Source organism: Cupriavidus sp. BIC8F, assembly GCF_032465815.1.
Classification (GTDB): Bacteria; Pseudomonadota; Gammaproteobacteria; order Burkholderiales; family Burkholderiaceae; genus Cupriavidus; species Cupriavidus necator.
This window is the reverse complement of the sequence record NZ_CP136095.1, coordinates 576,493-600,741: the sequence shown is the minus strand read 5'-3', so window position 1 is coordinate 600,741 and position 24,249 is coordinate 576,493. Positions and strand designations below refer to the sequence as shown.

26 protein-coding genes are annotated in these 24,249 nt (G+C 65.5%); 20 read left to right on the top strand and 6 right to left on the bottom strand.

Annotated features, from left to right (window positions below; genetic code table 11):
* Positions 1 to 68: 68 nt before the first annotated feature.
* Positions 69 to 1,343, top strand: coding sequence for an O-acetylhomoserine aminocarboxypropyltransferase/cysteine synthase family protein (locus RS901_RS22980; RefSeq protein ID WP_316156227.1), 1,275 nt, complete (start codon positions 69 to 71; stop codon positions 1,341 to 1,343).
* 105 nt (positions 1,344 to 1,448) lie between these two features.
* Here the strand turns inward: RS901_RS22980 and RS901_RS22975 are convergent, their stop codons facing one another.
* Together RS901_RS22975 and RS901_RS22970 are read right to left on the bottom strand one after the other, a co-directional pair.
* The gene (locus tag RS901_RS22975) at positions 1,449 to 2,408 is read right to left on the bottom strand and encodes a lysylphosphatidylglycerol synthase domain-containing protein (protein WP_316156225.1); all 960 of its coding nucleotides are present in this window, start codon (positions 2,406 to 2,408) and stop codon (positions 1,449 to 1,451) included.
* Positions 2,409 to 2,690: 282 nt separating this feature from the next.
* On the bottom strand, positions 2,691 to 3,047 hold the full coding sequence (locus tag RS901_RS22970) for a hypothetical protein (RefSeq protein WP_316156223.1): 357 nt from the start codon (positions 3,045 to 3,047) through the stop codon (positions 2,691 to 2,693).
* Positions 3,048 to 3,230: 183 nt separating this feature from the next.
* Between RS901_RS22970 and RS901_RS22965 the strand changes: the two genes are divergently transcribed.
* From RS901_RS22965 to RS901_RS22915, 12 genes are all read left to right on the top strand, one after another.
* Positions 3,231 to 4,052, top strand: coding sequence for a MetQ/NlpA family ABC transporter substrate-binding protein (locus tag RS901_RS22965; RefSeq protein ID WP_316156221.1), 822 nt, complete (start codon positions 3,231 to 3,233; stop codon positions 4,050 to 4,052).
* A 256-nt stretch (positions 4,053 to 4,308) separates the two neighbouring features.
* Complete coding sequence (gene pdhA, locus RS901_RS22960; RefSeq protein WP_316156218.1) at positions 4,309 to 5,394, top strand: pyruvate dehydrogenase (acetyl-transferring) E1 component subunit alpha; 1,086 nt, start codon at positions 4,309 to 4,311, stop codon at positions 5,392 to 5,394.
* Positions 5,395 to 5,438: 44 nt separating this feature from the next.
* Positions 5,439 to 6,416 (top strand): alpha-ketoacid dehydrogenase subunit beta, encoded by a 978-nt coding sequence (locus tag RS901_RS22955; RefSeq protein ID WP_316156216.1) that lies wholly within the window; start codon positions 5,439 to 5,441, stop codon positions 6,414 to 6,416.
* A 34-nt stretch (positions 6,417 to 6,450) separates the two neighbouring features.
* Entirely contained in the window at positions 6,451 to 7,569 is a 1,119-nt protein-coding gene (locus tag RS901_RS22950; protein ID WP_316156214.1) for a dihydrolipoamide acetyltransferase family protein, read from the top strand.
* A gap of 647 nt (positions 7,570 to 8,216) precedes the next feature.
* Positions 8,217 to 8,675, top strand: a complete 459-nt coding sequence (locus RS901_RS22945) for a contractile injection system protein, VgrG/Pvc8 family (protein WP_316156212.1) — start codon at positions 8,217 to 8,219, stop codon at positions 8,673 to 8,675.
* A gap of 12 nt (positions 8,676 to 8,687) precedes the next feature.
* Positions 8,688 to 9,308, top strand: coding sequence for a DUF3304 domain-containing protein (locus RS901_RS22940; protein ID WP_316156210.1), 621 nt, complete (start codon positions 8,688 to 8,690; stop codon positions 9,306 to 9,308).
* A gap of 40 nt (positions 9,309 to 9,348) precedes the next feature.
* Positions 9,349 to 9,966 (top strand): DUF3304 domain-containing protein, encoded by a 618-nt coding sequence (locus RS901_RS22935; RefSeq protein WP_316156208.1) that lies wholly within the window; start codon positions 9,349 to 9,351, stop codon positions 9,964 to 9,966.
* Positions 9,963 to 12,236: a DUF2235 domain-containing protein gene (locus RS901_RS22930; RefSeq protein ID WP_316156206.1), complete on the top strand. Its 2,274-nt coding sequence runs from the start codon at positions 9,963 to 9,965 to the stop codon at positions 12,234 to 12,236. The genes RS901_RS22935 and RS901_RS22930 overlap by 4 nt, the downstream gene beginning before the upstream one ends.
* 279 nt (positions 12,237 to 12,515) lie before the next feature.
* On the top strand, positions 12,516 to 12,992 hold the full coding sequence (locus RS901_RS22925) for a hypothetical protein (protein WP_316156204.1): 477 nt from the start codon (positions 12,516 to 12,518) through the stop codon (positions 12,990 to 12,992).
* Between the two features lie 3 nt (positions 12,993 to 12,995).
* The gene (locus RS901_RS22920; RefSeq protein WP_316156202.1) at positions 12,996 to 13,271 is read left to right on the top strand and encodes a hypothetical protein; all 276 of its coding nucleotides are present in this window, start codon (positions 12,996 to 12,998) and stop codon (positions 13,269 to 13,271) included.
* A 6-nt stretch (positions 13,272 to 13,277) separates the two neighbouring features.
* Positions 13,278 to 13,604, top strand: a complete 327-nt coding sequence (locus tag RS901_RS38915; protein WP_410054232.1) for a DotU family type IV/VI secretion system protein — start codon at positions 13,278 to 13,280, stop codon at positions 13,602 to 13,604.
* Positions 13,605 to 13,715: 111 nt separating this feature from the next.
* Positions 13,716 to 13,910, top strand: coding sequence for a hypothetical protein (locus RS901_RS22915; RefSeq protein WP_018308668.1), 195 nt, complete (start codon positions 13,716 to 13,718; stop codon positions 13,908 to 13,910).
* Position 13,911: 1 nt separating this feature from the next.
* Here RS901_RS22915 and RS901_RS22910 read toward each other — a convergent pair whose 3' ends face one another.
* Positions 13,912 to 15,597, bottom strand: coding sequence for a SulP family inorganic anion transporter (locus tag RS901_RS22910; protein WP_316156197.1), 1,686 nt, complete (start codon positions 15,595 to 15,597; stop codon positions 13,912 to 13,914).
* A gap of 211 nt (positions 15,598 to 15,808) precedes the next feature.
* Between RS901_RS22910 and RS901_RS22905 the strand changes: the two genes are divergently transcribed.
* Together RS901_RS22905 and RS901_RS22900 are read left to right on the top strand one after the other, a co-directional pair.
* Positions 15,809 to 16,246: a universal stress protein gene (locus RS901_RS22905; protein WP_316156195.1), complete on the top strand. Its 438-nt coding sequence runs from the start codon at positions 15,809 to 15,811 to the stop codon at positions 16,244 to 16,246.
* Positions 16,247 to 16,348: 102 nt separating this feature from the next.
* Complete coding sequence (locus tag RS901_RS22900) at positions 16,349 to 17,005, top strand: peroxiredoxin (RefSeq protein WP_114133108.1); 657 nt, start codon at positions 16,349 to 16,351, stop codon at positions 17,003 to 17,005.
* Positions 17,006 to 17,282: 277 nt separating this feature from the next.
* Here RS901_RS22900 and RS901_RS22895 read toward each other — a convergent pair whose 3' ends face one another.
* Entirely contained in the window at positions 17,283 to 18,251 is a 969-nt protein-coding gene (locus tag RS901_RS22895; protein ID WP_316156191.1) for a chemotaxis protein, read from the bottom strand.
* A 241-nt stretch (positions 18,252 to 18,492) separates the two neighbouring features.
* Between RS901_RS22895 and RS901_RS22890 the strand changes: the two genes are divergently transcribed.
* From RS901_RS22890 to RS901_RS22870, 5 genes are all read left to right on the top strand, one after another.
* Positions 18,493 to 19,344 (top strand): GntR family transcriptional regulator, encoded by an 852-nt coding sequence (locus RS901_RS22890; RefSeq protein ID WP_410054217.1) that lies wholly within the window; start codon positions 18,493 to 18,495, stop codon positions 19,342 to 19,344.
* Positions 19,341 to 21,101 (top strand): fumarate reductase/succinate dehydrogenase flavoprotein subunit, encoded by a 1,761-nt coding sequence (locus tag RS901_RS22885; protein WP_316156189.1) that lies wholly within the window; start codon positions 19,341 to 19,343, stop codon positions 21,099 to 21,101. The genes RS901_RS22890 and RS901_RS22885 overlap by 4 nt, the downstream gene beginning before the upstream one ends.
* Before the next feature lie 13 nt (positions 21,102 to 21,114).
* A complete protein-coding gene (locus tag RS901_RS22880; protein ID WP_010810893.1) occupies positions 21,115 to 21,360 on the top strand; it encodes a 4Fe-4S dicluster domain-containing protein in 246 nt (81 codons plus the stop codon).
* 121 nt (positions 21,361 to 21,481) lie between these two features.
* Positions 21,482 to 22,480 carry a HEAT repeat domain-containing protein gene (locus RS901_RS22875; RefSeq protein ID WP_316156185.1) on the top strand — a complete coding sequence of 333 codons (999 nt, stop codon included), beginning with the start codon at positions 21,482 to 21,484 and terminating at the stop codon, positions 22,478 to 22,480.
* Positions 22,477 to 22,752: a DUF971 domain-containing protein gene (locus RS901_RS22870; RefSeq protein WP_316156183.1), complete on the top strand. Its 276-nt coding sequence runs from the start codon at positions 22,477 to 22,479 to the stop codon at positions 22,750 to 22,752. Before RS901_RS22875 ends, RS901_RS22870 begins: the two co-directional genes overlap by 4 nt.
* An 8-nt stretch (positions 22,753 to 22,760) precedes the next feature.
* Here RS901_RS22870 and RS901_RS22865 read toward each other — a convergent pair whose 3' ends face one another.
* Both RS901_RS22865 and RS901_RS22860 read right to left on the bottom strand, forming a co-directional pair.
* Positions 22,761 to 23,021 (bottom strand): MoaD/ThiS family protein, encoded by a 261-nt coding sequence (locus tag RS901_RS22865; protein WP_316156181.1) that lies wholly within the window; start codon positions 23,019 to 23,021, stop codon positions 22,761 to 22,763.
* Positions 23,022 to 23,048: 27 nt separating this feature from the next.
* Complete coding sequence (locus tag RS901_RS22860; protein ID WP_316156179.1) at positions 23,049 to 24,209, bottom strand: glycosyl hydrolase; 1,161 nt, start codon at positions 24,207 to 24,209, stop codon at positions 23,049 to 23,051.
* Positions 24,210 to 24,249: the final 40 nt, after the last annotated feature.

Below are 24,249 nucleotides of genomic sequence, written 5' to 3'. Positions count from 1 at the left end.
GGCGCCACGGCAGGCCTTGCCCCGTCGCGCCGGTCCGGCACCCAACAGCGAGACGAAGAGAGAAGAAGATGAGACTCGAAACCCTGGCCGTCCATGGCGGCTATTCGCCCGATCCCACCACGCGCGCGGTGGCCGTGCCCATCTACCAGACGGTGGCCTACGCCTTCGACAGCGCCCAGCACGGCGCCGACCTGTTCGACCTGAAGGTGGCCGGCAATATCTACAGCCGCATCATGAACCCGACCAACGACGTGCTCGAGCAGCGCCTGGCCGCGCTCGAGGGCGGCGTGGGCGCGCTGGCGCTGGCGTCCGGCATGGCGGCGATCACGTATGCGATCCAGACCATTGCCGAGGCCGGCGACAACATCATCTCGTCGAGCCAGCTCTATGGCGGCACCTACAACCTGCTGGCGCACACGCTGCCGCAGTCCGGCATCGAGACCCGCTTTGCCGATGGCCGCAACCCGGCCAGCTTCGGCGACCTGATCGACGCGCGCACCAAGGCGATCTTCGTGGAGTCGGTGGGCAACCCGCTCGGCAACGTGGTGGATATCGAAGCCATTGCGCGCGTGGCGCACAACCACGGCGTTCCGCTGATCGTCGACAACACGGTGCCGTCGCCCTACCTGTGCCGGCCGTTCGAGCATGGCGCGGACATCGTCGTGCATTCGCTGACCAAGTACCTGGGCGGCCATGGCAACAGCGTCGGCGGCGCCATCATCGACAGCGGCAAGTTCCCGTGGGCCAAGCACAAGGAGCGCTTCAAGCGCCTGAACGAGCCCGACGTGTCCTACCACGGCGTGGTCTACACCGAGGCGCTGGGACCGGCCGCCTATATCGGCCGCGCGCGCGTGGTGCCGCTGCGCAATACCGGCGCAGCGCTGTCGCCGTTCAATGCCTTCCTGATCCTGCAGGGCATCGAGACCCTGGCGCTGCGGCTGGACCGCATCACCGAGAACGCGCTGGCGATCGCGCGCCACCTGCAGCAGCATCCGAAGGTGGACTGGGTCAACTTCGCCGGCCTGCCCGACCATGCCGACCACGCGCTGGTGCAGAAGTACCTGGGCGGGCGCGGTCCCGGCATCCTGTCGTTCGGCCTGAAGCAAGGCGGCCGCGAAGGCGGCGCCCGCTTCCTGGATGCGCTGCAGCTGTTCACGCGGCTGGTCAATATCGGCGATGCCAAGTCGCTGGCCACGCATCCCGCGTCGACCACGCATCGGCAACTCAATGCGGATGAACTGAAGGCGGCTGGCGTCAGTGAGGACATGGTGCGGCTGTCGGTCGGCATCGAGCATATCGATGATCTGATCGAAGACCTGGATCGCGCGCTGGCGGCGGCCTGAGCCCAGGCTGCAGACGTCAGAGCGACCCGCTGGTTTGCTCCCCTCTCCCGCTTGCGGGAGAGGGGCACGGGGCGAGGGCAGGCGGTGGCATACCGCCAGCACAACCTACCCTTCACCACGCTTGCCGTGCGCCTCCAGCACGAAGTAGCTGATCGACCCGATCATCAGCGGAATCAGGTAATACAACGCGCGATAGACAATCAGCGCCGCCAACAGCAGCCCGTGCGGCACCTGCCCGCCCAGCATCGTCAGGAACACGGTCTCGATCACGCCGAGCCCCCCCGGGATCCGCACCACCACGCCCGCCAGCCCCGAGGCCAGCAACACCCCAAGCACCGTGAAGTACCCCGCATGCGTATGCAGCAGCGAATGCAGGATGGCCGCCATCGCCATCCAGTGGGCCGCCGACAACAGGCACTGCAGCGCCGCGAAACCCATCGACGGCACATGGATGTCGTGGTCGCGCACGGTCCGGTGGCGGCCGTGCCAGGTGGCACAGGCAGCCAGGTAGGCAGCCGGCACCGCCAGCATCAGCGCGCCCAGCACCCGTGTCAGCGCCGCGGGAATGCCCCACTCCGGCGGCAGCACCACCTGCTGCGCCACCAGGATGCCCCCCGCGAGCAAGGCATAGCCGAGCCAGTTGCTGCTCACCACCACCACGAACAGGCTCCAGATCTGCGGCAGGGTCAGCCCGGCGCGCGTGTACAGGCGATAACGCACACCCGCGCCGCCCAGCGTGGCCCCGAGGTTGAGGCTGAGCGTGTAGCTGACATAAGCGATCGCCATCACCCGCCACGCCGGCAACGGGTGTCCGGCATAGTGGCAGCCGAGGCGGTCGAACTGGCTGTACAGCAAGCCGCTCAGCGCAACGAAGGCCGCCGCCGGCACCAGCGTGCGGGCGTTGAAGCCGCGCAGCGCGGCCAGCACCGCGTCCCAGTCAATGGTGCCCAGCTTGCGCGCGATCAGCGCCAGCACCGCGGCAATGAACAGGATGCCGATGGCACGGCGCCACGCGGGCCAGTGCGCGTGCTGGCGGATGGCCGAGAAAGTCGTCGCGCCCATCATTGCGCGCCTCCCCTTGTCTGCGCGCGCCGCAACACCGGCCGCGGCGGGAATGTGCAGGAATGCAGGCCTGCCGCCAGCCCGCCATGCAATTTCTGGCCTGCCCCGGCTTCAAACAGGATAAAAGTTTCCGGCAGTGCGCTTTCGCGCGCGCATGGGATCGTGCCGAACCCGTATGACAGAAGGCGCTCTGCGCCGTGCCCTGGCCGGCGGAAACGATTGGAGGCGAACTGCATCGGTGTCATGACCTGAGAAAGCCGCAAACACTGTGCCAGCGCGGGTGCGTCAACCCCGGCCACGGCTGCGCCGCCAGCGTGCCAGGGCCGCGGCCGCCAGCGCACCGGCGGCAAGCCCGGCAATGAACACCGCGGCAGTGGTCCCCGCCCAGCCCGCCGCGGCGCCCGCATCCGCGCGGCCCCGCACGAGGGGCGCGAGCGACTGCCAGTCGGCAGCCGTGAACTGCGTCATCGCCTGCGCCCCGTCCAGGCCATACACGCAGATCTCCCCGCCCGGCAGCTTGCAGAAGCGCTCGCGCGGGCAGGCCTTGAGGATGGCCTGCGGGGCGCCCTCGCCACAGTTGGCCCCGGCGCTGCGCAAGACCTGGATCGTGACTTCGGGATGCCGGGTAAGTTGTTCGGGCATGGCCGCCTCCAAACGGGTGACGCTGTCCTTCAGCGTAGTGCAGCCAGGCGCCGGCGCCCTTATTCACGAGCGGCATATGACCATGCGGAATAACTCGTTCGCCTATTGCCTGCCTTTCCATACAATGACCCGACGCCGCAGCAGGACGCTGCAGGCCTCCAACAACATGACGGGGAGCATCAGATGCAATACGGGAAATTCGGCTTCGTCGCACGGCTGGCCGCGGCAGTGCTGGCACTGGGCGTGATGCAGGGTGCGGGCGCGGCCGATCCGGACAAGAAGGAAATCCGCTTCGGCGCCACCGCCGGTCCCTACGCCGACCAGATCCGCTATGGCGTGAAGCCGGTGCTGGAAATGCGCGGCTACAAGGTCACCATCATTGAGTTCAGCGACTACGTGCAGCCCAACCTGGCGCTGGCCGACGGCGCCATCGACGCCAATGCGTTCCAGCACGTGGCCTATCTGAAGAAGTTCTCGGCCGACCGCAAGCTGGCGCTGACCGACGTGATCCAGGTGCCGACCGCGCCGATCGGCATCTACAGCCGCAAGCACAAGGGCCTGGCCGAGGTGAAGCCCGGCAATACCGTGTCGCTGCCGAACGACCCGACCAACCTGGCGCGCGCCATCGCCATCCTGCAGCAGATCGGCTGGGTCACGCTCAAGCCGGGCACCGACCCGATCCGCGCCAGCGAGCGCGACATCGACGCCAACCCGCACAAGCTCAAGCTGATCCAGCTGGAAGCCGCCCAGCTGCCGCGCTCGCTCGATGACGTGGACTACGCCTTCGTCAACGGCAACTATGCCCTGGCCTCGGGCCTGAAGCTGACCTCGGCGCTGGCGCTGGAAAAGATCCCCGACTACTACATGAACCTGGTCGCGGTGAAGACGGCGGACCTGAACAAGCCCTTCGTCAAGGACATCCGCGAAGCCTACGAGTCGGCGGAGTTCAAGGCCGTGACGCAGCAGCGTTTTGCGGGCTTCGTCCAGCCGCCGTACCAACGCTGAGCCACCGCGCTCTCGCCAGCAAGAAAGCGCCGCCAGGCGCTTTCTTGCATTTGGGGGCCGCTGTCGCGCGCATTGTGCGCAGCAAGACAATTTTGCGCCGCGCGCGCCGCGCAAATGCCCTACACTCAAGCTCAAGTCCCCCGCGCCCAAAAAGCGCGGCAGGGATCACAACGCGATCATTGCTGCGGATAGCTGCGAAGATCCTCGCTGCCGTCCCAGCGGATCCTGTCGAGACAACCGCATCGAGAGACCTGCCATGTCCACGGTTGCGCGCTTTGAGATCGGCTACACCCGCTACCTTGCCCCGCCGGGCGACACTTCCTCCCCCACCTCTTCCCCACCGCCATTCGCCAGCGACCCTGATGCACTGGTGCCGTTGTACCAGGCGATGGTGCTGACGCGCCAGTTCGACCTGAAAGCGATTGCACTGCAGCGCACCGGCAAGATCGGCACCTTTGCCTCGGCACTCGGCCAGGAAGCCATCGGCGTGGGCGTGGCCTTTGCGATGCGGCCCGAAGACGTGCTGGTGCCCTCGTACCGGGACCACGCGGCGCAGTTTGTGCGCGGCGTCACGATGACCGAGAGCCTGCTGTACTGGGGCGGCGACGAACGCGGCAGCGGCTTTGCGGCGGCGCCGCATGATTTTGCCAACTGCGTGCCGATTGGCACCCAGGTCTGCCACGCGGCCGGCGCCGCCTATGCGTTCCAGCTGCGCGCCGAGCCGCGCGTGGCAGTCTGCCTGCTGGGCGATGGCGGCACCTCCAAGGGCGATTTCTATGAAGGCATGAACATGGCCGGCGCGTGGCACGCGCCGCTGGTGATCGTGATCAACAACAACCAGTGGGCAATCTCGATGCCGCGCAGCGGCCAGACCGCGGCGCAGACGCTGGCGCAGAAGGCCATCGCCGCCGGCATCCCCGGCGAGCAGATCGACGGCAACGACGTGGTCGCAGTGCGGCACCGCGTCGGCGAGGCCATCGCGCGCGCGCGCGATGGCGGCGGCCCCGCGCTGATCGAGGCCATCACCTACCGCCTGGGCGACCACACCACCGCCGACGACGCCTCGCGCTACCGCGACGAGGCCAGCGTCAAGGCGCACTGGCAGGAAGAGCCGCTGCTGCGGCTGCGCACGCACCTGCTGGCGCTGCGCGCGTGGGACGCGGCGCGCGAGGAAGCGCTGGTCAAGGCCTGCTCGCAGCAGGTGGCGCAGGCCGTCGAGACTTACCTGGCCATGCCGCCGCCGGATCCGGCCGCGATGTTCGACTGCCTGTACGCGGCCATGCCGGCCGAATTGCAGGCGCAGCTGGAGATTGCCCGGCGCTTCCCGGCGCCGCACGGATAAGCAGCGAACCCTGCGCCTCCACGTAGCACCACAGCGAGCGAACCATGGCGGAAATCAATCTGGTCGAAGCAGTCAACCTGGCGCTGGCCCATGCGCTGGATCACGATCCCGATGTGCTGCTGCTGGGCGAGGATATCGGCGTCAATGGCGGCGTGTTCCGCGCCACCGCGGGCCTGCAGGCGCGCTTTGGCGCGGCGCGCGTCATGGATACGCCGCTGGCCGAAGGCGGCATCGTCGGCGCGGCGATCGGCATGGCGGCAATGGGGCTCAAGCCCGTGGCCGAGATCCAGTTCACCGGCTTTATCTACCCGGCGATCGACCACATCATCAACCACGCCGGACGCATGCGGCACCGCACGCGCGGGCGCCTGTCGTGTCCGATGGTGGTGCGCTCGCCGTGCGGTGCCGGCATCCATGCACCCGAGCATCATTCCGAAAGCCCGGAAGCGATGTTCGCGCATATGCCCGGCATCCGCGTGGTGGTGCCCTCATCGCCGGCGCGCGCGTATGGGCTGCTGCTGGCGGCCATCGCCGATCCGGACCCGGTCATCTTCCTCGAACCCACGCGGCTGTACCGCCTGTTCCGCCAGGAAGTGGCCGACGACGGCGCGGCGCTGCCGCTGGACACCTGCTTCACGCTGCGCGAAGGCAGCGATATCACGCTGGTGAGCTGGGGCGCGATGGTGCAGGAGACGCTCGCCGCCGCGGACGCATTGGCCGGCGAGAGCGTGACGGCCACGGTCATCGACGTGGCCACGCTCAAGCCGCTGGACATGCAGACCATCCTGGAATCGGTGACGCGCACGGGCCGCTGCGTGATCGTGCACGAGGCACCGCGCACCGCCGGCTTCGGCGCCGAGATCGCCGCGCAGCTGGCCGACGCGGGTCTCTACTCACTGGCCGCGCCGGTGCAGCGCGTGACCGGCTTCGACACCGTGGTGCCGCTGGCGCGGCTGGAATACACCTACCTGCCTGGCGTCGCCCGCATCGTCGACGCGGCGCGCAAGGCGATGGCGGCATAACGCGGGAATTGCCGACGATAGGCAAGGAGTGCCGATGAGAGTCTTCAAGCTGCCCGACCTGGGCGAAGGCCTGCAGGAGGCCGAGATCGTGACCTGGCACGTCAAGACCGGCGACACCGTGGCCGCTGACCAGCCGCTGCTGTCAGTGGAGACGGCCAAGGCCATCGTGGAAATCCCGTCGCCCTATGCCGGCACCATCGGCAAGCTGTTTGCGCAGCCCGGCGATATCGTCCACCTGGGCGCGCCGCTGGTCGGCTTCGAGGGTGCGGGCGAGGATGCCGACGCCGGCACCGTGGTGGGCTCGGTCCAGGTCGGCACGCACGTGGTCAATGAAGCCGCGCCCGCGGGCACCGCGGCACCCGCCGCGGGCATGGCCGCGCGCGTCAAGGCCACGCCGGCAGTGCGCGCGCTGGCGCGCCGGCTGGGGGTGGACCTGGCAATGGCCACGGCATCGGGCGCCGAGGGCGTGGTCACCGCCGCCGACGTGGAGCGGGTAGCCAGCACGCTGGCCGAACTGGGCGCGCCGGAACAGCTGCGCGGCGTGCGCCGGGCGATGGCGCAGAACATGGCGCGTGCACAAGCCGAAGTGGCCGCCGCCACCGTGATGGACGACGCCGACATCCACGCCTGGCAGCCCGGCGCCGATGTCACCATCCGGCTGGTGCGCGCCCTGGTGGCCGGCTGCCGCGCCGAGCCCGGCCTCAATGCCTGGTACGAAGGCCAGACCGCCCGCCGCCACGTGCTCAAGAAGATCGACGTCGGCATCGCGGCGGACCTGCCCGAGGGCCTGTTCGTGCCGGTGCTGCGCGACGTTGGCAACCGCGATGCCGCAGACCTGCGCCACGGCCTGGACCGCATGCGCGCCGATATCCGCGCGCGCACCATCGCGCCGGAGGAGATGCGCGGCAACACCATCACGCTGTCCAACTTCGGCATGATCGCGGGGCGCTATGCCGCGCCTATCGTGGTGCCGCCGACCGTGGCGATCCTGGGTGCGGGACGTGTGCGCGAGGAAGTGGTGGCGGCCGGCGGCGTGCCGGCGGTGCACCGGGTGATGCCGCTGAGCCTGACCTTTGACCATCGCGTGGTGACGGGTGGGGAGGCAGCGCGGTTTTTGGCGGCGGTGATTGCGGATCTGGAGATGGCGGTGTAAATCTGGCCGACAGCAGGCACACTGGCCGGCCGATGGCTTCTGACAATGCTGCTGGCCGTCGTTGACGCGCCCCGCTCCCGCGAGAAAGGAGAGGGGTGGGAAATTCGCTCGACAGGAAGGAAATGCCGGCCCCGTTGTTTGCTGCTGGCCGCCCGCGGCTAGCGTATGTTGGCGGAAATCATCCCCGCGAGTAGTGGCATCGCCGGCAGGGGATGAGCGCCAATCTCCCAGATGAATCTTCTTATCTATCGACCGTTCCAGGTCAACTATCCGGCCCGCCTTCAATCCGTCCGCATCGCCTGATTTCATCAGCTCGGAGGAGCTTTTTTCTCAATCTGATTTATGCAACGCCTCGCCGCAGCGCATGATTTGCGCCGGCGTCGCGGAGAATTTTCCGCGCGCCGTCATTCGTTCGTCTGCTCGCATCCGTCAATGAAACTCATTCAGGATAATTCGGATTATCTTAATTCTGACTTCAATCATTACGAGTCATTTTTAGGAAACGTCTGATTTACCGATGGACATCGCCTTCAATATCATCCCATCCGTATTGATGCCTCCTTGATGCGGGCGCAACGATTGCCTCGCAAAATAGCCCGTCGGCTGCTTGCCACAGCCACCAATCCATTTTCGCGGAGCGTGCTTGCATGTGCAATCGTCGGCCAACTTCGTTTCGTACCGTCACCGTGTCCGGTGAGGGCCTCCCGGAGTTGCTGGGGCAGCCGCTGCTGGTGTTCTCCCGGCTGTCCGGCATCGAAGGCATCAATTCCCTATTTGCGTACCTGGAACTGAAGACGCCCGACTCCCGCAACGTCCTGTACGGCCCCGCGGGCGACTTCGACATGGAAGCCATGCAGGGCAAGGAGTTGACCGTCAGCATCGAGCTGGATGGCTCCGGCACAGGCCTGGCGGGCGGCTTCGGCCAAGGCAAGCGCGAGATTACCGGCCTCGTGACTGACGTGCGAGGACCATTCCACGGGAATGAGCGCATCCTCTATCGCCTGACCTTGCGCCCCTGGCTGTGGCTGGCGACGCTTACCAGCACCTTCAATCGATACCAGAACATGAATGTCCTGGAAATCGTGGAAGCGGTGTTGAGCAACTAAGGGAGGCCAACAATGACAACAAGTAGTTTGAGCAGCAAGCGCACCCGATCATGGCTCACCGCCCTGGTGGTACTGGGCACGGTCGGCGCCATGTCCGCATGCTCGGGGGAATCGCGTTCTGCCCCGTCAGCAAGCCCGGGTAGTAGCACCGGCAAGGAAACAATCTATGCGGGCGGAGTTCGCGGGCTGAATTACTCCCCTGACTACATCCATAGTTTCAGCGTTAGCGGCCCCCGTGGAATGGAGGGGGGCGGCCCCAATGTCAGTCCAGCCCAGAAAGATGGTCCCGGCGGAGGTGGTGCGGAAATGTGTTGTATCGGTATTCCCCAGCCGTGGAAGCCCGATACCAAGCTGGAAATCGAGTGGGAACTGGATCGTTCCCCCTATGACGGCGACATCCAGAACGGCTTGGAAGCGATGCGTGCAACGGTCACAGTGCCTCAGTATGGATCGAGCACGTCGGGTTTTTTGGCCATTTTCCTGCCGGGAGATCGAGTGAAAGTCATGGTGGCAGATGGCAATGCCAGCGGGCATAACGATGTCAATGTCAGACCAGCCGACGATGATCCATTTGTCGCGCAAGGCGTGCGTGATGACGCCCAAACCAAGGAATTCAAGGAGAGATATCGATGAGCGTTTTCCGCTTGCCTAGCGCTGCAAAGGGAGACCAACAATGAAAACAAGTAGCTTGAAGCGGAAGCGCACGCACCCATGGCTCACCGCCCTGGTGCTGCTGGGCACGGTCGGCACCATGTCCGCATGCTCGGAGGAGTCGCGTGCTGATCTGCCAGCCAATGCATCTAGAGGCGCCAGCAAGGAAGTCATCTATGCGGGTGGCGTGCGCGGCCTGAACTACTCACCGGACTACATCCACAGTTTCAGCGTTAGCGGCCCGCGTGGCATGGAAGGTGGCGGCGGCAATATGATTCGCGCCGGCAAGGAAGGGCCCGGTGAAGCGGGCGAGCGATGTTGCATCGGCATTCCCCAACCGTGGAAGCCCAACACGCAACTCCACATTGAATGGGAGCGCGACCGCAAACCTTACGACTACAAAGACAGGAGCCAATTCGAAGTGCTTACGGCCACTGTCACGGTACCTCAATATGGATCGAGCACATCGGGCTTCTGGGCCATCTTCCTGCCGGGTGACCGAGTGAAAGTCATGGTCGCGGATGGCAATACCAATGGGCATAACGATGTCAATGTGAGACCTGCCGAAGACGATCCACTTGTCGCGCAAGGCGTGCGTGATGACGCCCAAACCAAGGAACTCCAGGAGAGATATCGATGAGCGCTTTCCGCTTGCCTAGTACCATGCCAGAAACCGACACAGGCCGCCTTCCTGAGGGAAAGCGCGCCTACGAATTCGGCAAGACGACGGTCAATGATGTGCTTGGGGCGTGTGAACAGATCATCCACATTAATCTGTTCTTCGACGGCACCAACAACAACGACGACCCCAAGACTAGAAGAAGCTGGCGAGACTCGACTTACAAGACGCATACAAATGTAGCGCGGCTGTTCAATGCCTGCCCCCATCGCCCGTTGAAGGGGATCTTCAGCTACTACATGGCAGGCGTTGGCACACCGTTCCCAGAACTGGGTGAGCACACCTACAGCAGCAGCGGCAAGGCCTTCGCCAGCGGCTTTGCCAAGCGCTGCGTCTGGGGCTATACCCGTGTACTAAATGGTGTACATGAAGCAATGACTGGCGTACATGGTGACGACCTGATCAAGGATGACGATGCCGCCAAGATTTGCGATAAGCTCGATTGGGGCCTCAATTCCTCCTTGCTCACTACCAAGGAAAAGCACCTTGGCAGCCTTTATGAATCGCTGGTCCAGCAGTGCAAACGCAACCGGCTCGTCAAGAAGGCTTACATCAATGTCTTTGGCTTCTCACGTGGCGCGGCGGGTGCTCGCGTCTTCGTCAGCATATTGCTCAAGGATTGGGCCAAGAATGGCAAGCTGGCCGACAAGATCGAGTATGAAGTCAACTTCATGGGCCTGTTTGATACGGTGGCATCGGTCGGGCCATCTGACTCGTTCCGTGCCGCCGTGGACATTGGCACATTTGACGGTCACTTCTGGGCCGCGCGCGGCGGCGCCCTGGACATTCCGCCGCAAGTCCGCCATTGCGTTCATTTCTTTTCGATGCATGAGCAGCGCATGAGCTTCCCGCTGGATTCCATCCGGCAAAGCGACAGCTACCCCACGCTCAAACGCAAAGTGCTGGAAGTGCCGTATCCTGGCGTGCACTCGGACGTGGGCGGCAGTTACGCGCCGGGCGAGCAGGGCAAGTCGGTCAAGGGCGAGGGACACCGGCTGGGCAAGATTCCGCTGCACGAGATGTATATCGAAGCGCTGAAGGTAGGCGTGCCGTTGTACACCGCGGATGCCAAGAGCGAAGAAGACTGCATGCCTGCCCCCGTGCTTACGGATTTCACCATTGACCCGGCTGTCGCCAAAGCCTTCAACGAATGGCGGGCCAAACTGCCCACCATTGACAGCGTGGAGAAGGCATTGGAATTCGGCCTGCGCCAGAGTCTGCAATGGCGCACACTGCGTGCTCGCTGGCACACGGGTTCCTACATCACCAATCAGCCCTTCTATCGCTATGCGACGGAGAAGTGCGAGGCGAAACTGACGCCTCATCAGCTCGACCTCGAAACCGAGCGGCGCAAGCAGAACGATCCCGAGCTTCTGCGGCTGCGCGAAGAGAAGGCCGAGCTATGTAAGCAGGCTGCGCGGCTGCAAGCGTACTCCGGACAGCGCCAGGCGATTCCTCAGATCATGGATGACATGAAAGAAATGGCCGCCATCCGAGCCAAAGCCGCGGCGAATGAAGCAGCCATTACCAAGCGCGAGTGGGACATCATGGCGGAAGCTGCCGGGAAAGACCCTGCGGAACGCCGCGCCGGGGAAGGCGCTGACGAGCTTGTCACCAATGACCGAACCGACTTGCTGGAGGCAGCGGAAGAATTCCAGCTTCTGTTGGGCTTACTTCATCCGGAGCAGCAGGCCAGTTTGAACGTGCGCAAAGAGTCTGTCATGCGCCTGTTCGGCCTCGATGACGCTGGTAAGGGAGCTGCTACCGGCGCTCCCGGTGGAATAGTCGGTGCAGTCGTCGGTTCCATTGGTGGCGCCGTTGGCGGCACGATCAAGAAGTCTGGCGAACATCTTGCGGTGCCCAGCGCAGATCGCGCGAAAGCGGATTCACCCAACGTTGTGCTTGTGGACCCCGATGCGCTGGTTTCCACCGCCGCCCTCCGGTCCTATTACGCCATTGATGATGTGCTGGTCAAGCCGGCTCCGGAGATGATTTCCTATCTGACTGCGACCACTGCCCCGAAAGCGGTAGATGAGTTTGCTCTGCGCGAGAAGGCGGCCATCGAACTGCTTGACAACTACATCCACGACAGCCGCGCTTGGTTCCGCGTACCGAATTTCCATGAGTACGCGCCAGGCGGGTACGGCTGGGTTCGCAGCTTCTTTGTTGGCGGCGACAAGAAGATCCAGTACCTCGGCATGACGGGCAGTGCGCAAAAACGTGCGACCTGACAACAGCCCGTTCGCGTTCCACAGAATCCAATCCATCAACCTTGGAGACCACGTATGAACTACGCGACCCAGCAACAACCGTCTTTCGCCTTTGTCGTTCCTCCTGGGTCGTCAATGCGCATGCGGTACGCATTGCCAACGACGGTCCTGGCCAAGCGGACGAAGCATGACCGCCTAGCTCGACAATGAACAATGACGCTTCCGAAAGAGGGCCTGATGGAGAGCATCAAAAAACAGGGCCTAATCTATCCAAGATAACTTGATGTTGCGGAAGTGACGATGCTGAACTGGAAAAAAATCATTGGCTACGGCCTTGTTGGAGTGCTGTTCGGCGCTGCGCTAGCGCTTGGCCTAGAAGCTGCTGGCGATGCCACATGTCGAGCAGGTAACGACCGCTGGATGGTTATCCGAGCCTACGCCGAATGGCTGACGCTTATATGCGCGTTCATAGGAATCCTGATTGCCCTTCTGCCCGGGAGGAAGAGCCCACCAATTTTATATAGCATTCTAGGCGCATTGATTGGCGCGTTAATATATCTCTCTTGGTCAATATTTATAACAGTATTAGTATGGATATTGGATACAAAATTGGGGGTTGATATAGCTGAAAATTATCTAGCTCCATTCGCTCAGTTTTTTGAATTTCTATTTGCTCTTCCAATTTATTTTGGAATACCTTGCTATGCATTAATTGGATTTATTCTTGGAAAACTTCGAAACAGGCATCTCGCTAAATCGCGTGTAAGCACGAGGTAAAGCATGACCGCGTGGCTGAACAATGACGACCCCGCACCAAAGCCGAAGCCGCCGGCGCAAGGTTCCACCTCCAGGCAGGCGGTGACGGGGCGGGAAAGGCAGGAGCCGATCGCGGCGCTGCTGCCCGCCGGCAAATCCATCGAGGCCCGGGTCGCGGAAATTGCTGGCGCGCGAAATCCACTGTACGAAGCCGCCAGACGGCTATTGCGCGCACTCGCTGAAATCCCGGCAAAGATGGAAGAGCGCGGCAAGGTGGAGCGGCTGCGTGCGCTGCTTTAACAGGAACTGCGGGACTTCCAGGCGATTTGCAACCGGCTGAACATCGACCGCAAGCACACCTCCGCCGCGCATTACGCGCTGTGCACGGGGCTGGATGAGGCGGTCAGCCACACAGAATGGGGTGGTGGCATTGCGGATTCGCTCGGCGCATGGCCGAGGAGTGCTCTCGCCTCGACCTTCCATCAGGACCGCCAGGGCGGCACCAAGGTGTTCCAAATCCCGGGCCGTCTGGTGGAATCAGTGCCCGAGAACATTGGCTCCATCGCTGCCTGTGGCAGTTGTCGGCAGCCGGCTGGTGCCACCGCGGGATTTCCTGTCAGCCGCGCCAGATAAGGCTTTGGTTTGCGAGCTGCAAAAACCGCTGGCCTCGGCACTGTTTTGCCCTGTATATAATGCCCATCCAATCGCCGCCGCCATCACCGGCCGGGACAGCCGGACACCCTCATGGAATCCAAGACCGCCCGCCTTACCATCCTGATCGATCCGGTCAAGAAAAAGGCCTTTGAAACCCTGTGCGCCTCGCAGGACCTGACACCGTCGCAGGTCGTGCGCCAGCTGATCCGCGAATACCTGGCCCAGCATGGCGTGGAATACGCCACCAAGGCCAAGCCTGCGGGCAGCACGCGGCAGAAGAAGTAACTCAGCGCGGGGCGTTGCCCTCGCCTGCACCTTCGCCCGCCAGCTCGCTGCAGCGCTGCACCGCCTGCGCCAGCGAATCCACGTAGTTGCCCTCCCCCAGCGCCGCCAGCACGCCCGCGCGCGCCAGCTTTTCCCTGACCCGCTCGTTGGCTTCGGCCAGCACCACCGCCACGCCGCGTTTCTGCAGCGTCACGATCACGGCCTCCAGGGTCTGCAGCCCGGTCATGTCCATGAAGGGCACGCGGCCCAGGCGGATCAGCAGCACGCGCGGCTCGGTATGGGTCTGCACCAGCGCGCGCTCGCAGGCTTCCACGGCACCGAAGAAGAACGGTCCGTCGATCACATAGACCAGCACGTCCGGCGGCATGCGCGCGGCCGGGCCGGCGCCGGCGTCGCCCAATTCGCGCTCCACGTCCACGGCATCCTGGCGCGCCACCTCCACTGACGCCGACATGCGCCGCAGGAACTGCAGCATCGCCAGGATCACGCCGATATTGACCGCCACCACCAGGTCGGTCAGCACGGTCAGGGTGAAGGTGATCAGCAGAATGGCCACGTCGGCGCGCGGCGCGCGGCGGACCATGCGCGCGAACTGGCGCCCCTCGCTCATGTTGTAGGCCACCACGAACAGGATCGCGGCCAGCGTCGCCAGCGGCACGCTGGCCGCGAGCGGCGCCAGGAACAGCAGCACCATCACCAGCGTGAGCGCATGCACCACGCCGGCCAGCGGGCTGTTGCCGCCATTGCGGATATTGGTGGCGGTGCGGGCGATGGCGCCGGTGGCGGCAAACCCGCCGAACAGCGGCGCCAGGATATTGGCGATGCCCTGGCCGACCAGCTCCTGGTTGGAATCGTGCCGGGTGCCCGCCATGCCGTCGGCCACCACCGCGGACAGCAATGACTCGATCGCGCCCAGCATGGCGATGGTGAAGGCCGGCCCGGCCAGTTCCAGCACGCGCGCCAGCGTGATGTCCGGCAGCGCTGGCACGGGCAGCCCGCGCGGCAGCCCGCCAAAGGCCGTGCCGATGGTGGCTACGCCGTCAAAGCGGAACAGCGCTTGCACCGCGGTGGCAGCCAGCAGCGCCACCAGCGGCCCGGGGATGCGCCGCAGCCAGCGCACGCGCGGCGCGCCCACTACCAGCGCCAGGCTGCCCAGCGCCAGCGCGGTGGTGGCCGGGTGCCATTGGGGCAGCGCCTGCAGCAGGTGCCAGAATTTTTCGTGGAAATGCTCGCCTGCCACCGGTGGCAGGCCGAAGAAGTCGCGCCACTGACCGACGAAGATGATCACGCCGATGCCAGCCGTGAAGCCGACGATCACCGGTGCGGGAATGAACCGGATCACGCTGCCCAGCCGCGTCAGCCCCATCGCCAGCAGGATCAGGCCCGCCATCAGGGTGGCGATCTGCAGGCCGTCGATGCCGTGGCGCGCGGTCACGGCGGACAACACCACGATAAACGCGCCGGTGGGCCCCGCGATCTGCAGCCGGCTGCCGCCGAACAGCGACACCGCCAGCCCGGCGACGATGGCCGTGTACAGGCCCTGCTCCGGCTTGGCGCCCGACGCGATCGCAAACGCCATGGCCAGCGGCAGTGCCACCACCCCGACGATCACGCCCGACACGATGTTCGGCAGCCAGTTGCCGCGTCGGAACAGTCCGGCCAGCCAAGCTTCGCGCAGCGCGATCATGCGTCAATCCCTCGGGTTCGTGCAGGATGATGATGGTGCATTGGATGATAACAGCATGTTAATGCCCGCCGGCTTGCGGCTTGCGCCGCGATATTCGCCACGTCTGCCCTGTCGCTTATGCCACTCAATTCCTATACTGGATTGGCTCGCCCGGGCGCACGGCGTACCGGGCCAGGCGGACGCGGCAATCTTCTGCAATCGGAGGCCCATCATGTTCAAGCACCTCCTTGTGCCTACCGACGGCTCCGCACGCGCCGACGCGATGGCGGCCCGCGCCATGGCCTTCGCCAGCCGCATCGGCGCCCGCGTGACCGGGCTGCATGTGATTCCCGAGTACCACGTACTGACCTACCGGCTGACCAGCCTGCAGGACACCAAGGACACCTTTGCCGCAGAAGCCGCGCGCCACGCGGATACCTTCCTGGCCACGCTCAGCCACGCCGCCGCGCAGGCCGGCGTGGCCTGCGAGACCGTCACCGCCACCGACGACCATCCCTGGCAGGCCATCATCCAGTGCGCACAGCAGCGCGACTGCGACCTGATCGTGATGTCGTCGCATGGCAAGCGCGGGCTGCAGGCGCTGCTGATCGGCAGCGAGACCCACAAGGTCCTGACCCACACCACGATCCCGGTGCTGGTCTTCCGCTAGGCGGCGGTCGGACGAAGAACGAGATAGCGAGATAGCGAGATAGCGGGCAACAGTGCGCGCGACGCGCGTTTCCACACCACGCCAACTGCAAGGAGCGCAACCATGGCGATTCGACTGGGCGAGCAAGCCCCTGATTTCACCGCTGACACCACGGAAGGCAAGATCAGCTTCCATGAGTGGATCGGCGACAACTGGGCCATCCTGTTCTCGCATCCCAAGGACTTCACGCCGGTGTGCACCACCGAACTGGGCTATATGGCCGGGCTCAAGCCCGAGTTCGACAAGCGCAATACCAAGATCATCGGCCTGAGCATCGACCCGGTCGGCGACCACCAGCGCTGGGCCAAGGACATCGAGGAAACGCAAGGCCATGCGATCAACTATCCAATGATCGGCGATGCCGACCTGACCGTTGCCAAGCTCTACGACATGATCCACCCCGAGGCCAGCGGCAGCGGCCCGCGCACCGCGGTGGACAACGCCACCATCCGCTCGGTGTTCATCATCGGCCCGGACAAGAAGGTCAAGGCCATGCTGGTGTACCCGATGAGCGCCGGGCGCAATTTCGACGAGGTGCTGCGCCTGCTGGATTCGCTGCAGCTCAATGCCAAGCACACCGTGGCCACGCCGGTGAACTGGAAGCCGGGCGAGGACGTCATCATCCCGACTTCGGTCTCGGACGAGGATGCAAGGAAGAAGTACCCGCAGGGCTTCAAGACCCTGAAGCCCTACCTGCGCACGGTGGAGCAACCCAAATAAGGGGGAGCGAGGAGCGCCAGCACCAGGGAGTGCGGCCAGGCGTGGAGGTCACGCCGGCCGCCGTCGGGCCTTCCGGTCAGTCACGGCCGGGAGGCCCGACTTGTCCACAGGAACTATCCACAGCTTCAGTGGATATCCCCCCTCTTGACAATCGCAAAGGGCGCGCCAGCGCTGGAACTCACTGGAGTGCCCGTTTTATAGGCAACCGGCCGGGGTACGGGAATGGTTGCGGGCGTTTGAATTTTGTGCCTGTTGCGATTCTTCCGCCACCAGGCGCTCAGCGCGTCAGCACCTCGCGGATAGTGTCAGCCAGTTCCTTGGCCACGAACTTCGCCACATAGGCGTCCGCGCCCACCTTGCGCACATGCTCCTCGCTGGCCTCTCCCGACAGTGACGAGTGAATCACCACCGGCAGCGACTTCAGCCGGCTGTCCGCCTTGATCTTGCGGGTCAGGGTGAAACCGTCCATCTCCGGCATCTCCAGGTCGGTCAGCACCAGCGCCACCTCGTCCTGCACTGGCTTGCCATGGCTGGCCGCCTCGGCGGCGATGCGGTCAAGCAGCTCCCACGCCTCCTTGCCGGACTTGGTCATCACCACCGGCGCGCCGAGCGCCTTCAGCCCCTGCTCGATCAGGCCGCGCGCCAGCGCCGAATCGTCGGCGGCAATGACCTTGGCGCCCGGGCGCAGGCTCAACTGCGGGCCGACCGTGCCCGGGTCCACGTCCGGCTGCCGCGTCGGCAGTACATCGCGCAGGATCTGCTCAACGTCCAGCACCTGCACCAGCCGCGACGGGTCCGTGCCCCCCGCGGAATCCCCATCCAGCTTGGCGATGCTGGTGACATGGCCGGTCCGCACGCTGGCCTCGGCCGAATGCACCTGGTTCCACTCCAGGCGCACGATTTCCTCCACTGCCTCCACCGCAAAGCCCTGCGTCGAACGTGCATATTCCGTCACCAGCAGGATGCCCAGGCCGCCGCGCGGCTTGCACCCGACCAGCCTGGGCAGGTCGATCACCGGAATCACCTGGCCGCGGATATCCGCCATGCCGAGGATAGATGGGTTGGCCCCCACCACGGTCGTCACGTGCGGCATCACCAGGATCTCGCGCACCTTGAAGACATTGATCCCGAACAGCTCCGTCTGGCCGGAGTGCTCGGCATCGCCAAGCCGGAACAGCAGCAGTTCGAACTGGTTGTTGTTGGTGAGGTTGGTCCGTTCGTCGATGTCCCTCATGGAACTGCTCATGCGTCGCTCCCGTGCCGTGCGTGTGGTGTTTGCCGCCGTCGTTGTCGTCTGCCTGCGGCCGCGGCGGATGGCGGACGGCAGGGTTCATGACTGGATATCGGCGCGGGGCAACGGGAGTTGAGAGGCCCACGCAGCGCATGTTCGGATTTCATCCTTGCATATCCGGATTGCTTCGTTCCTCCGGCACAGCGTCGTCCATATAGTGGTCCCCAACTTGTCATAACACGCAATGTCGATCCCCATGACGACCCGGACCAACGTGGTACCTGTTCCCGCCGCCGCCATGCCGGCACCGATCCCGCTGCCGCTCTATGCGCAGATCAAGGACGCCTTGCGCGCCCGCATCCTGGACGGCACCTATCCGCCGCACCACCAGATGCCGTCGGAAAGCGAGCTGGGCGAGCGCTTTCGCGCCAGCCGCATCACCGTGCGCCAGGCGCTGGGAGACCTGCAGAAGGAGGGGCTGATCTTCAAGATTCATGGCAAGGGCACCTTCGTCTCCAAGCCCCGCGCCTTCCAGAACGTGACCTCGCTGCAAGGCTTTGCCGAGGCCATGTCGAGCATGGGCTACGAGATCCTGAACCAGATACGCAGCTGCAAATGCGTACCTGCCAGCCGTCACGTTGCCACGCAGCTGCGACTGCGCGAAGGCGATCCGGTGGTGGAGATCCGGCGCGTGCGCCTGCTCAACCGCGAGCCGGTGTCGCTGGAGCTGACCTGGGTGCCCGAGGCCGTCGGCCGCCGCCTGCTCACTGCCGACCTGGCCACGCGCGACATCTTCCTGATCCTGGAAAACGACTGTGGCGTGAAGCTCGGCCATGCCGACCTGAGTGTCGACGCCATCCTCGCCGACGACGACCTGACCCAGGCCCTGCGCATCCAGGAAGGCGCGCCGGTGCTGCGCATCGAACGCCTGACCCATGACGCGCAAGGCACGCCGATCGATTACGAGTTCCTCTACTTCCGCGGCGACGCGTTCCAGTACCGGCTGCGCGCAGACCGGCACAAGACGGCGCCAGCCACCAGCGTCACCACCCCGGCAGGCCGCGCACGGCCCCGCAAACCAGCCAGCAAGGCGAAGCCCTCCGCATGAATACCCTGACTCACGAATACGACATCGTTGTCGTCGGCGGCGGCACCGCCGGCCCGATGGCCGCGATCAAGGCCAAGGAACGCAACCCCGCGCTGCGCGTGCTGCTGCTCGACAAGGCGCACGTCAAGCGCAGCGGCGCCATCTCGATGGGCATGGACGGGCTGAACAATGCCGTGATCCCCGGCCACGCCACGCCCGAGCAGTACACCCGCGAGATCACCGTGGCTAACGACGGCATCGTCGACCAGTCCACCGTTTATGCCTACGCGCGTCACAGCTTTGCCACCATCGAGCAGCTGGATCGCTGGGGCGTCAGGTTCGAGAAGGACGAGACCGGCGACTACGCTGTGAAGAAGGTCCATCACATGGGCTCCTATGTGCTGCCGATGCCGGAAGGACACAACGTCAAGAAGGTGCTGTACCGCCAGCTCAAGCGCGCGCGGGTAGAGATCACCAACCGCATCGTCGCCACGCGCGTGCTGGCCGACGCCAGCGGCGCCGCCAGCGGCGTGATGGGCGTCGACTGCCGCACCGCGGACTTCCACGTGATCCGCGCGCGCGCCGTGATCCTGTGCTGCGGCGCGGCCGGCCGCCTGGGCCTGCCCGCTTCCGGCTACCTGATGGGCACCTACGAGAACCCGACCAATGCGGGCGACGGCTATGCCATGGCCTATCACGCCGGCGCGGCGCTGGCCAACCTGGAGTGCTTCCAGATCAATCCGCTGATCAAGGACTACAACGGCCCGGCCTGCGCCTACGTGACCGGCCCGCTGGGCGGCTATACCGCCAACGGCAAGGGCGAGCGCTTTATCGAATGCGACTACTGGAGCGGCCAGATGATGTGGGAGTTCTACCAGGAACTCCAGGGCGGCAACGGCCCGGTATTCCTGAAGCTGGACCACCTCGCGGAAGAAACCATCCAGACCATCGAGACGATCCTGCACACCAACGAACGGCCCAGCCGCGGCCAGTTCCACGCCGGGCGCGGCACCGACTACCGCAGGCAGATGGTGGAGATGCATATCTCGGAGATCGGCTTCTGCAGCGGCCACAGCGCTTCCGGCGTGCATGTGAACGAGCGCGCCGAGACCACCGTGCCGGGCCTGTACGCAGCCGGCGACATGGCAGCCGTGCCGCACAACTACATGCTGGGCGCCTTCACCTATGGCTGGTTTGCCGGGCACAACGCGGCCGACTACGTCGCCGGCCGCGGCCTGCCTGAAGCCGATGCGGCCCAGGTCGAGGCGGAGCGCGCGCGCGTGTTCGCACCGCTGGCGCGAGAGAGTGGCCTGCCGCCCGCCCAGGTGGAATACAAGCTGCGCCGCATGGTCAACGACTACCTGCAGCCGCCCAAGGTCACGCGCAAGATGGAAATCGGCCTGCAGCGCTTTGACGCCATCGCCGAGGACATCGGCCAGATCCGCGCCGCCAATCCGCACGAGCTGATGCGCGCGGTCGAGGTGATGGCGATCCGCGACTGCGCCGAGATGGCGGCACGTGCCTCCCTGTTCCGCACCGAGAGCCGCTGGGGTCTCTACCACCATCGCGTCGACTATCCGCAGCGCAATGATGCGGACTGGTTCTGCCATACGCACCTGAGCAAGGATGAAGCCGGGCGCATGGTCAGCCACAAGCGCGCGATCGAGCCGTACATCGTCCCGGTGGAAGGCGACGACGCCACCGCCTACCAGCGGCTGCGCGGCAGCCGCGGCCCGGCTGCCGCCATTGCCGAACACGCCACCCTGGCTGCCGCCTGAAGGAACCCACGCCATGGCCTACACCCCGCATGAGATTGCCCAGCGCAGCAGCGCGCCGGTCACCATCGATGAAGACAAGTGCATTGCCGACAAGGGCTGCACGGTCTGCGTCGATGTCTGCCCGATGGACCTGCTCGCCATTGACCTGACCAAAGGCAAGGCATTCATGCAGTTCGACGAGTGCTGGTACTGCATGCCCTGCGAGAAGGATTGCCCGACGGGCGCGGTCAGGGTCGAGATCCCGTACCTGCTGCGTTGATTGCCCCGCTTCATGACGACAGCACCACAGAGACAGCCCCATGAAAGCCTTTACCAGCACCCGCCCGCCCGTGGCACCGGCCGCCGCCAGCCTGACCGTCATATCGACCTGACTGCCATTCATGCCGCAAGCTTCCGCCCTGCCTGACGAATCCCTGTCTGACCTCGATCCCGCCATCGGCGCGCTGGCGCTGCGCCTGGCCGACCCCGACCCCGCGGTGCGCCGCGTGGCCGTGCTGCAACTGGCCGACCTGGAAGATGAAGACGGCGTGCCGCTGCTGCTGCAGCGCCTGCGATCGGACCCGGCCGAATCCGTGCGCGCGGAAGCCGCGCGCACGCTGGCCAACTGGGAGCAGGAAGCGGTCGTCCCGGCGCTGGCCGCAGCACTGGCCGACCCCAGCCGCGAGGTGGCCGAAGCGGCAGCACAGGGGCTGTCGGAACTGAAGGCGCCCGCCTCCGGCGCCGCCCTGCTACCGTGGGTCACGCACGGCGACCCCTTTGTCCGGGCGGCCGCGTGGCGCGGCCTGCGCGAGCTGCGCTATGCGGCAGGCTTCGATGCGGCCATGGCGGCGCTGTCCGACGCGGCCGCCCCGGTGCGCCGAGAAGCCGTGGCCGTGCTGGGCTGGCTCAGGCGCGGCGAAGCCCTGCCCGCGCTGGCACAGGCTGCGACCAGCGATGCCGATACCGACGTCAGGCGCGCCGCCGCCGGCGCGCTCGGCCTGGCAGCCGACCCGTCGGCGCGCGATGCCTTGCTGGCAGCCCTGCGCGACGGCGCCTGGCAGGTGCGGGAAGAAGCCGCGCAGACGCTGGGAAAACTGCAATGCCCTGAAGCCGTGGGCCCGTTGATCGACGCGCTGGAAGACCCCTACTGGCAGGTCCGCCTGCAGGCCGCCAGGGCACTCGGCAAGCTGCGTGACCGCGCGGCGCTGGTGCCGCTGACGGTGCAGCTGGCCCACGCCATCAGCAACCTGCGCAAGGAGGCCGCGCTCTCGCTGGGCAGCCTGCGGGATGCGGCAGCCCTGCCGGCCCTTGCCTCAGCCGCCAACGATGCCGACCCGGAGGTACGCAAGGCCGTGCGCATTGCGTTGGCGCAGATCGGCACGCCGGAGGGTCATGCATGAGCGGCGGCATGGTCGTACCCACGCGCCTGGAGCTGTCCCGCGCCAACGGCGCGCTGCGCGTCTACTGGCCAGACGGCCAGTGCCAGTCGCTGGACCCGGGCCGCTTGCGCGCAGCCTGCCGTTGCGCCGCCTGCCGCGGCAAGCCTTCGGAGGGCGGGCCAGGCGACACGCGGATCGTCGCCCTCGGCGAAATGGGCTATGGCGTGCAGATCGTGTTCAGCGACGGGCACGACCGCGGCATCTACCCGTGGCCGTACCTGCAGGCGCTGTAGCCGGGCGCTTACCCGCCCGCCAGCGCCTGCAGGATATGCACCTCGTCGCTTTCCTTCAACGCCGCATCCAGCCGCATCAGCTGCGTGCGATTGACGAAGACGCGGATATACGGCCGCAGCTTGCCCTGCTCATCGACGATGCGAAAGCGCATGCCGGGGAACTGGCGGTCGAGGTCGTCGAGCAGTTCAGCAATGCTGGCGCCACGGGCTTCGACGTATTCGCGCTGTCCGGTATAGGAGAAGAGCGGCGTCGCGATATGGACCTGCATGGAAGTTCTCCGGTCGGCTGATGGCATTCAGGCAGGGCGCGCCACGGTGACCGCGTAGACCTGCGGCAGGTTGCGGGCGATGCATTGCCAGCCCTCGCCCTCATCGGCACTGGCCCAGATCTCGCCACCGGTGGTGCCGAAGTACACGCCCACCGGCGCGTGGCCGTCGGTGGCCATGGCCTGGCGCTTGACGGTGAACCAGCCTTGTTCGGCGGGCAGGCCGCGGTCCTGGCGCTGCCAGGTCTCGCCAGCATCGCGGGTGACATAGGCCGCGGGGTGGCCGCCCGGGCTGACGCGCGGCCAGACGTCGCTGCCATCCATCGGAAATACCCACACCGTGCGCGGATCACGGCGGTGGGCGACGATCGGGAAACCTATATCGCCCACCTCCGCCGGCATGGCTTCGCCGATACGTTTCCACACGCCTTCGCGGCGGTCCATGCGATAGATGCCGCAGTGGTTCTGCTGGTACAGGATGTCCGGGTCGGCGGGATGCTGCAGCATGCAGTGCGGGTCCTGGCCGTATTCGGGGTTGGGATCGGGCAGGAAGGTGGCAAGGCTGCCGCGGTTCAGCGGCTTCCAGTCCGCGCCGCCGTCGGTGCTCTCGAACACGCCGCCGCTGGACATGCCGATATACAAGTGGCGCGCGTCGCGCGGATCGACCAGCACGGAATGCATCTTGGGGCCGTCGGGCGTGCCGTCCTGCTCGCCGCCGGTCCAGGTGCGCCAGTTCGGGTGGTCGTTGAAGCCGGACACCGGCTCCCAGGTCGCGCCATGGTCGGCGCTGCGGAACAGCCCCTGCGGCGAGGTGCCGGCGTACCAGGTGCCGGGCTCGCTGGCATGGGCTGGCGTGAGCCAGAACACGTGGTCTACGACGCGGCCGGCCTCGCCCTCCGGCGCCTTGTCGAAGGCGGGCGGGCGCGCCGCTTCGGTCCAGTTGCGGCCGCCGTCGGTGGAGCGGAACACGGTCGGGCCCAGGTGGCCGGTGCGCGCCGCCATCAGCATGCGCGACGGGTCGCGCGGGTCCTGCACGATATGGTGGATGGTATGGCCGAGAAACGTCGGGCCCTCGATCTGCCAGCCGCGGCGCGCGGCGTCGCTGGTCAGGAACCAGGCGCCCTTGGTGGTGGCCACCAGCAGCCTGACGGGGCCGGTATCGGTTTCGGGAATGGGGGAAGTCGTCATCATGGCTCCTGCAAGAAGGCCGGCGAACGATGCTTCCGAGTCT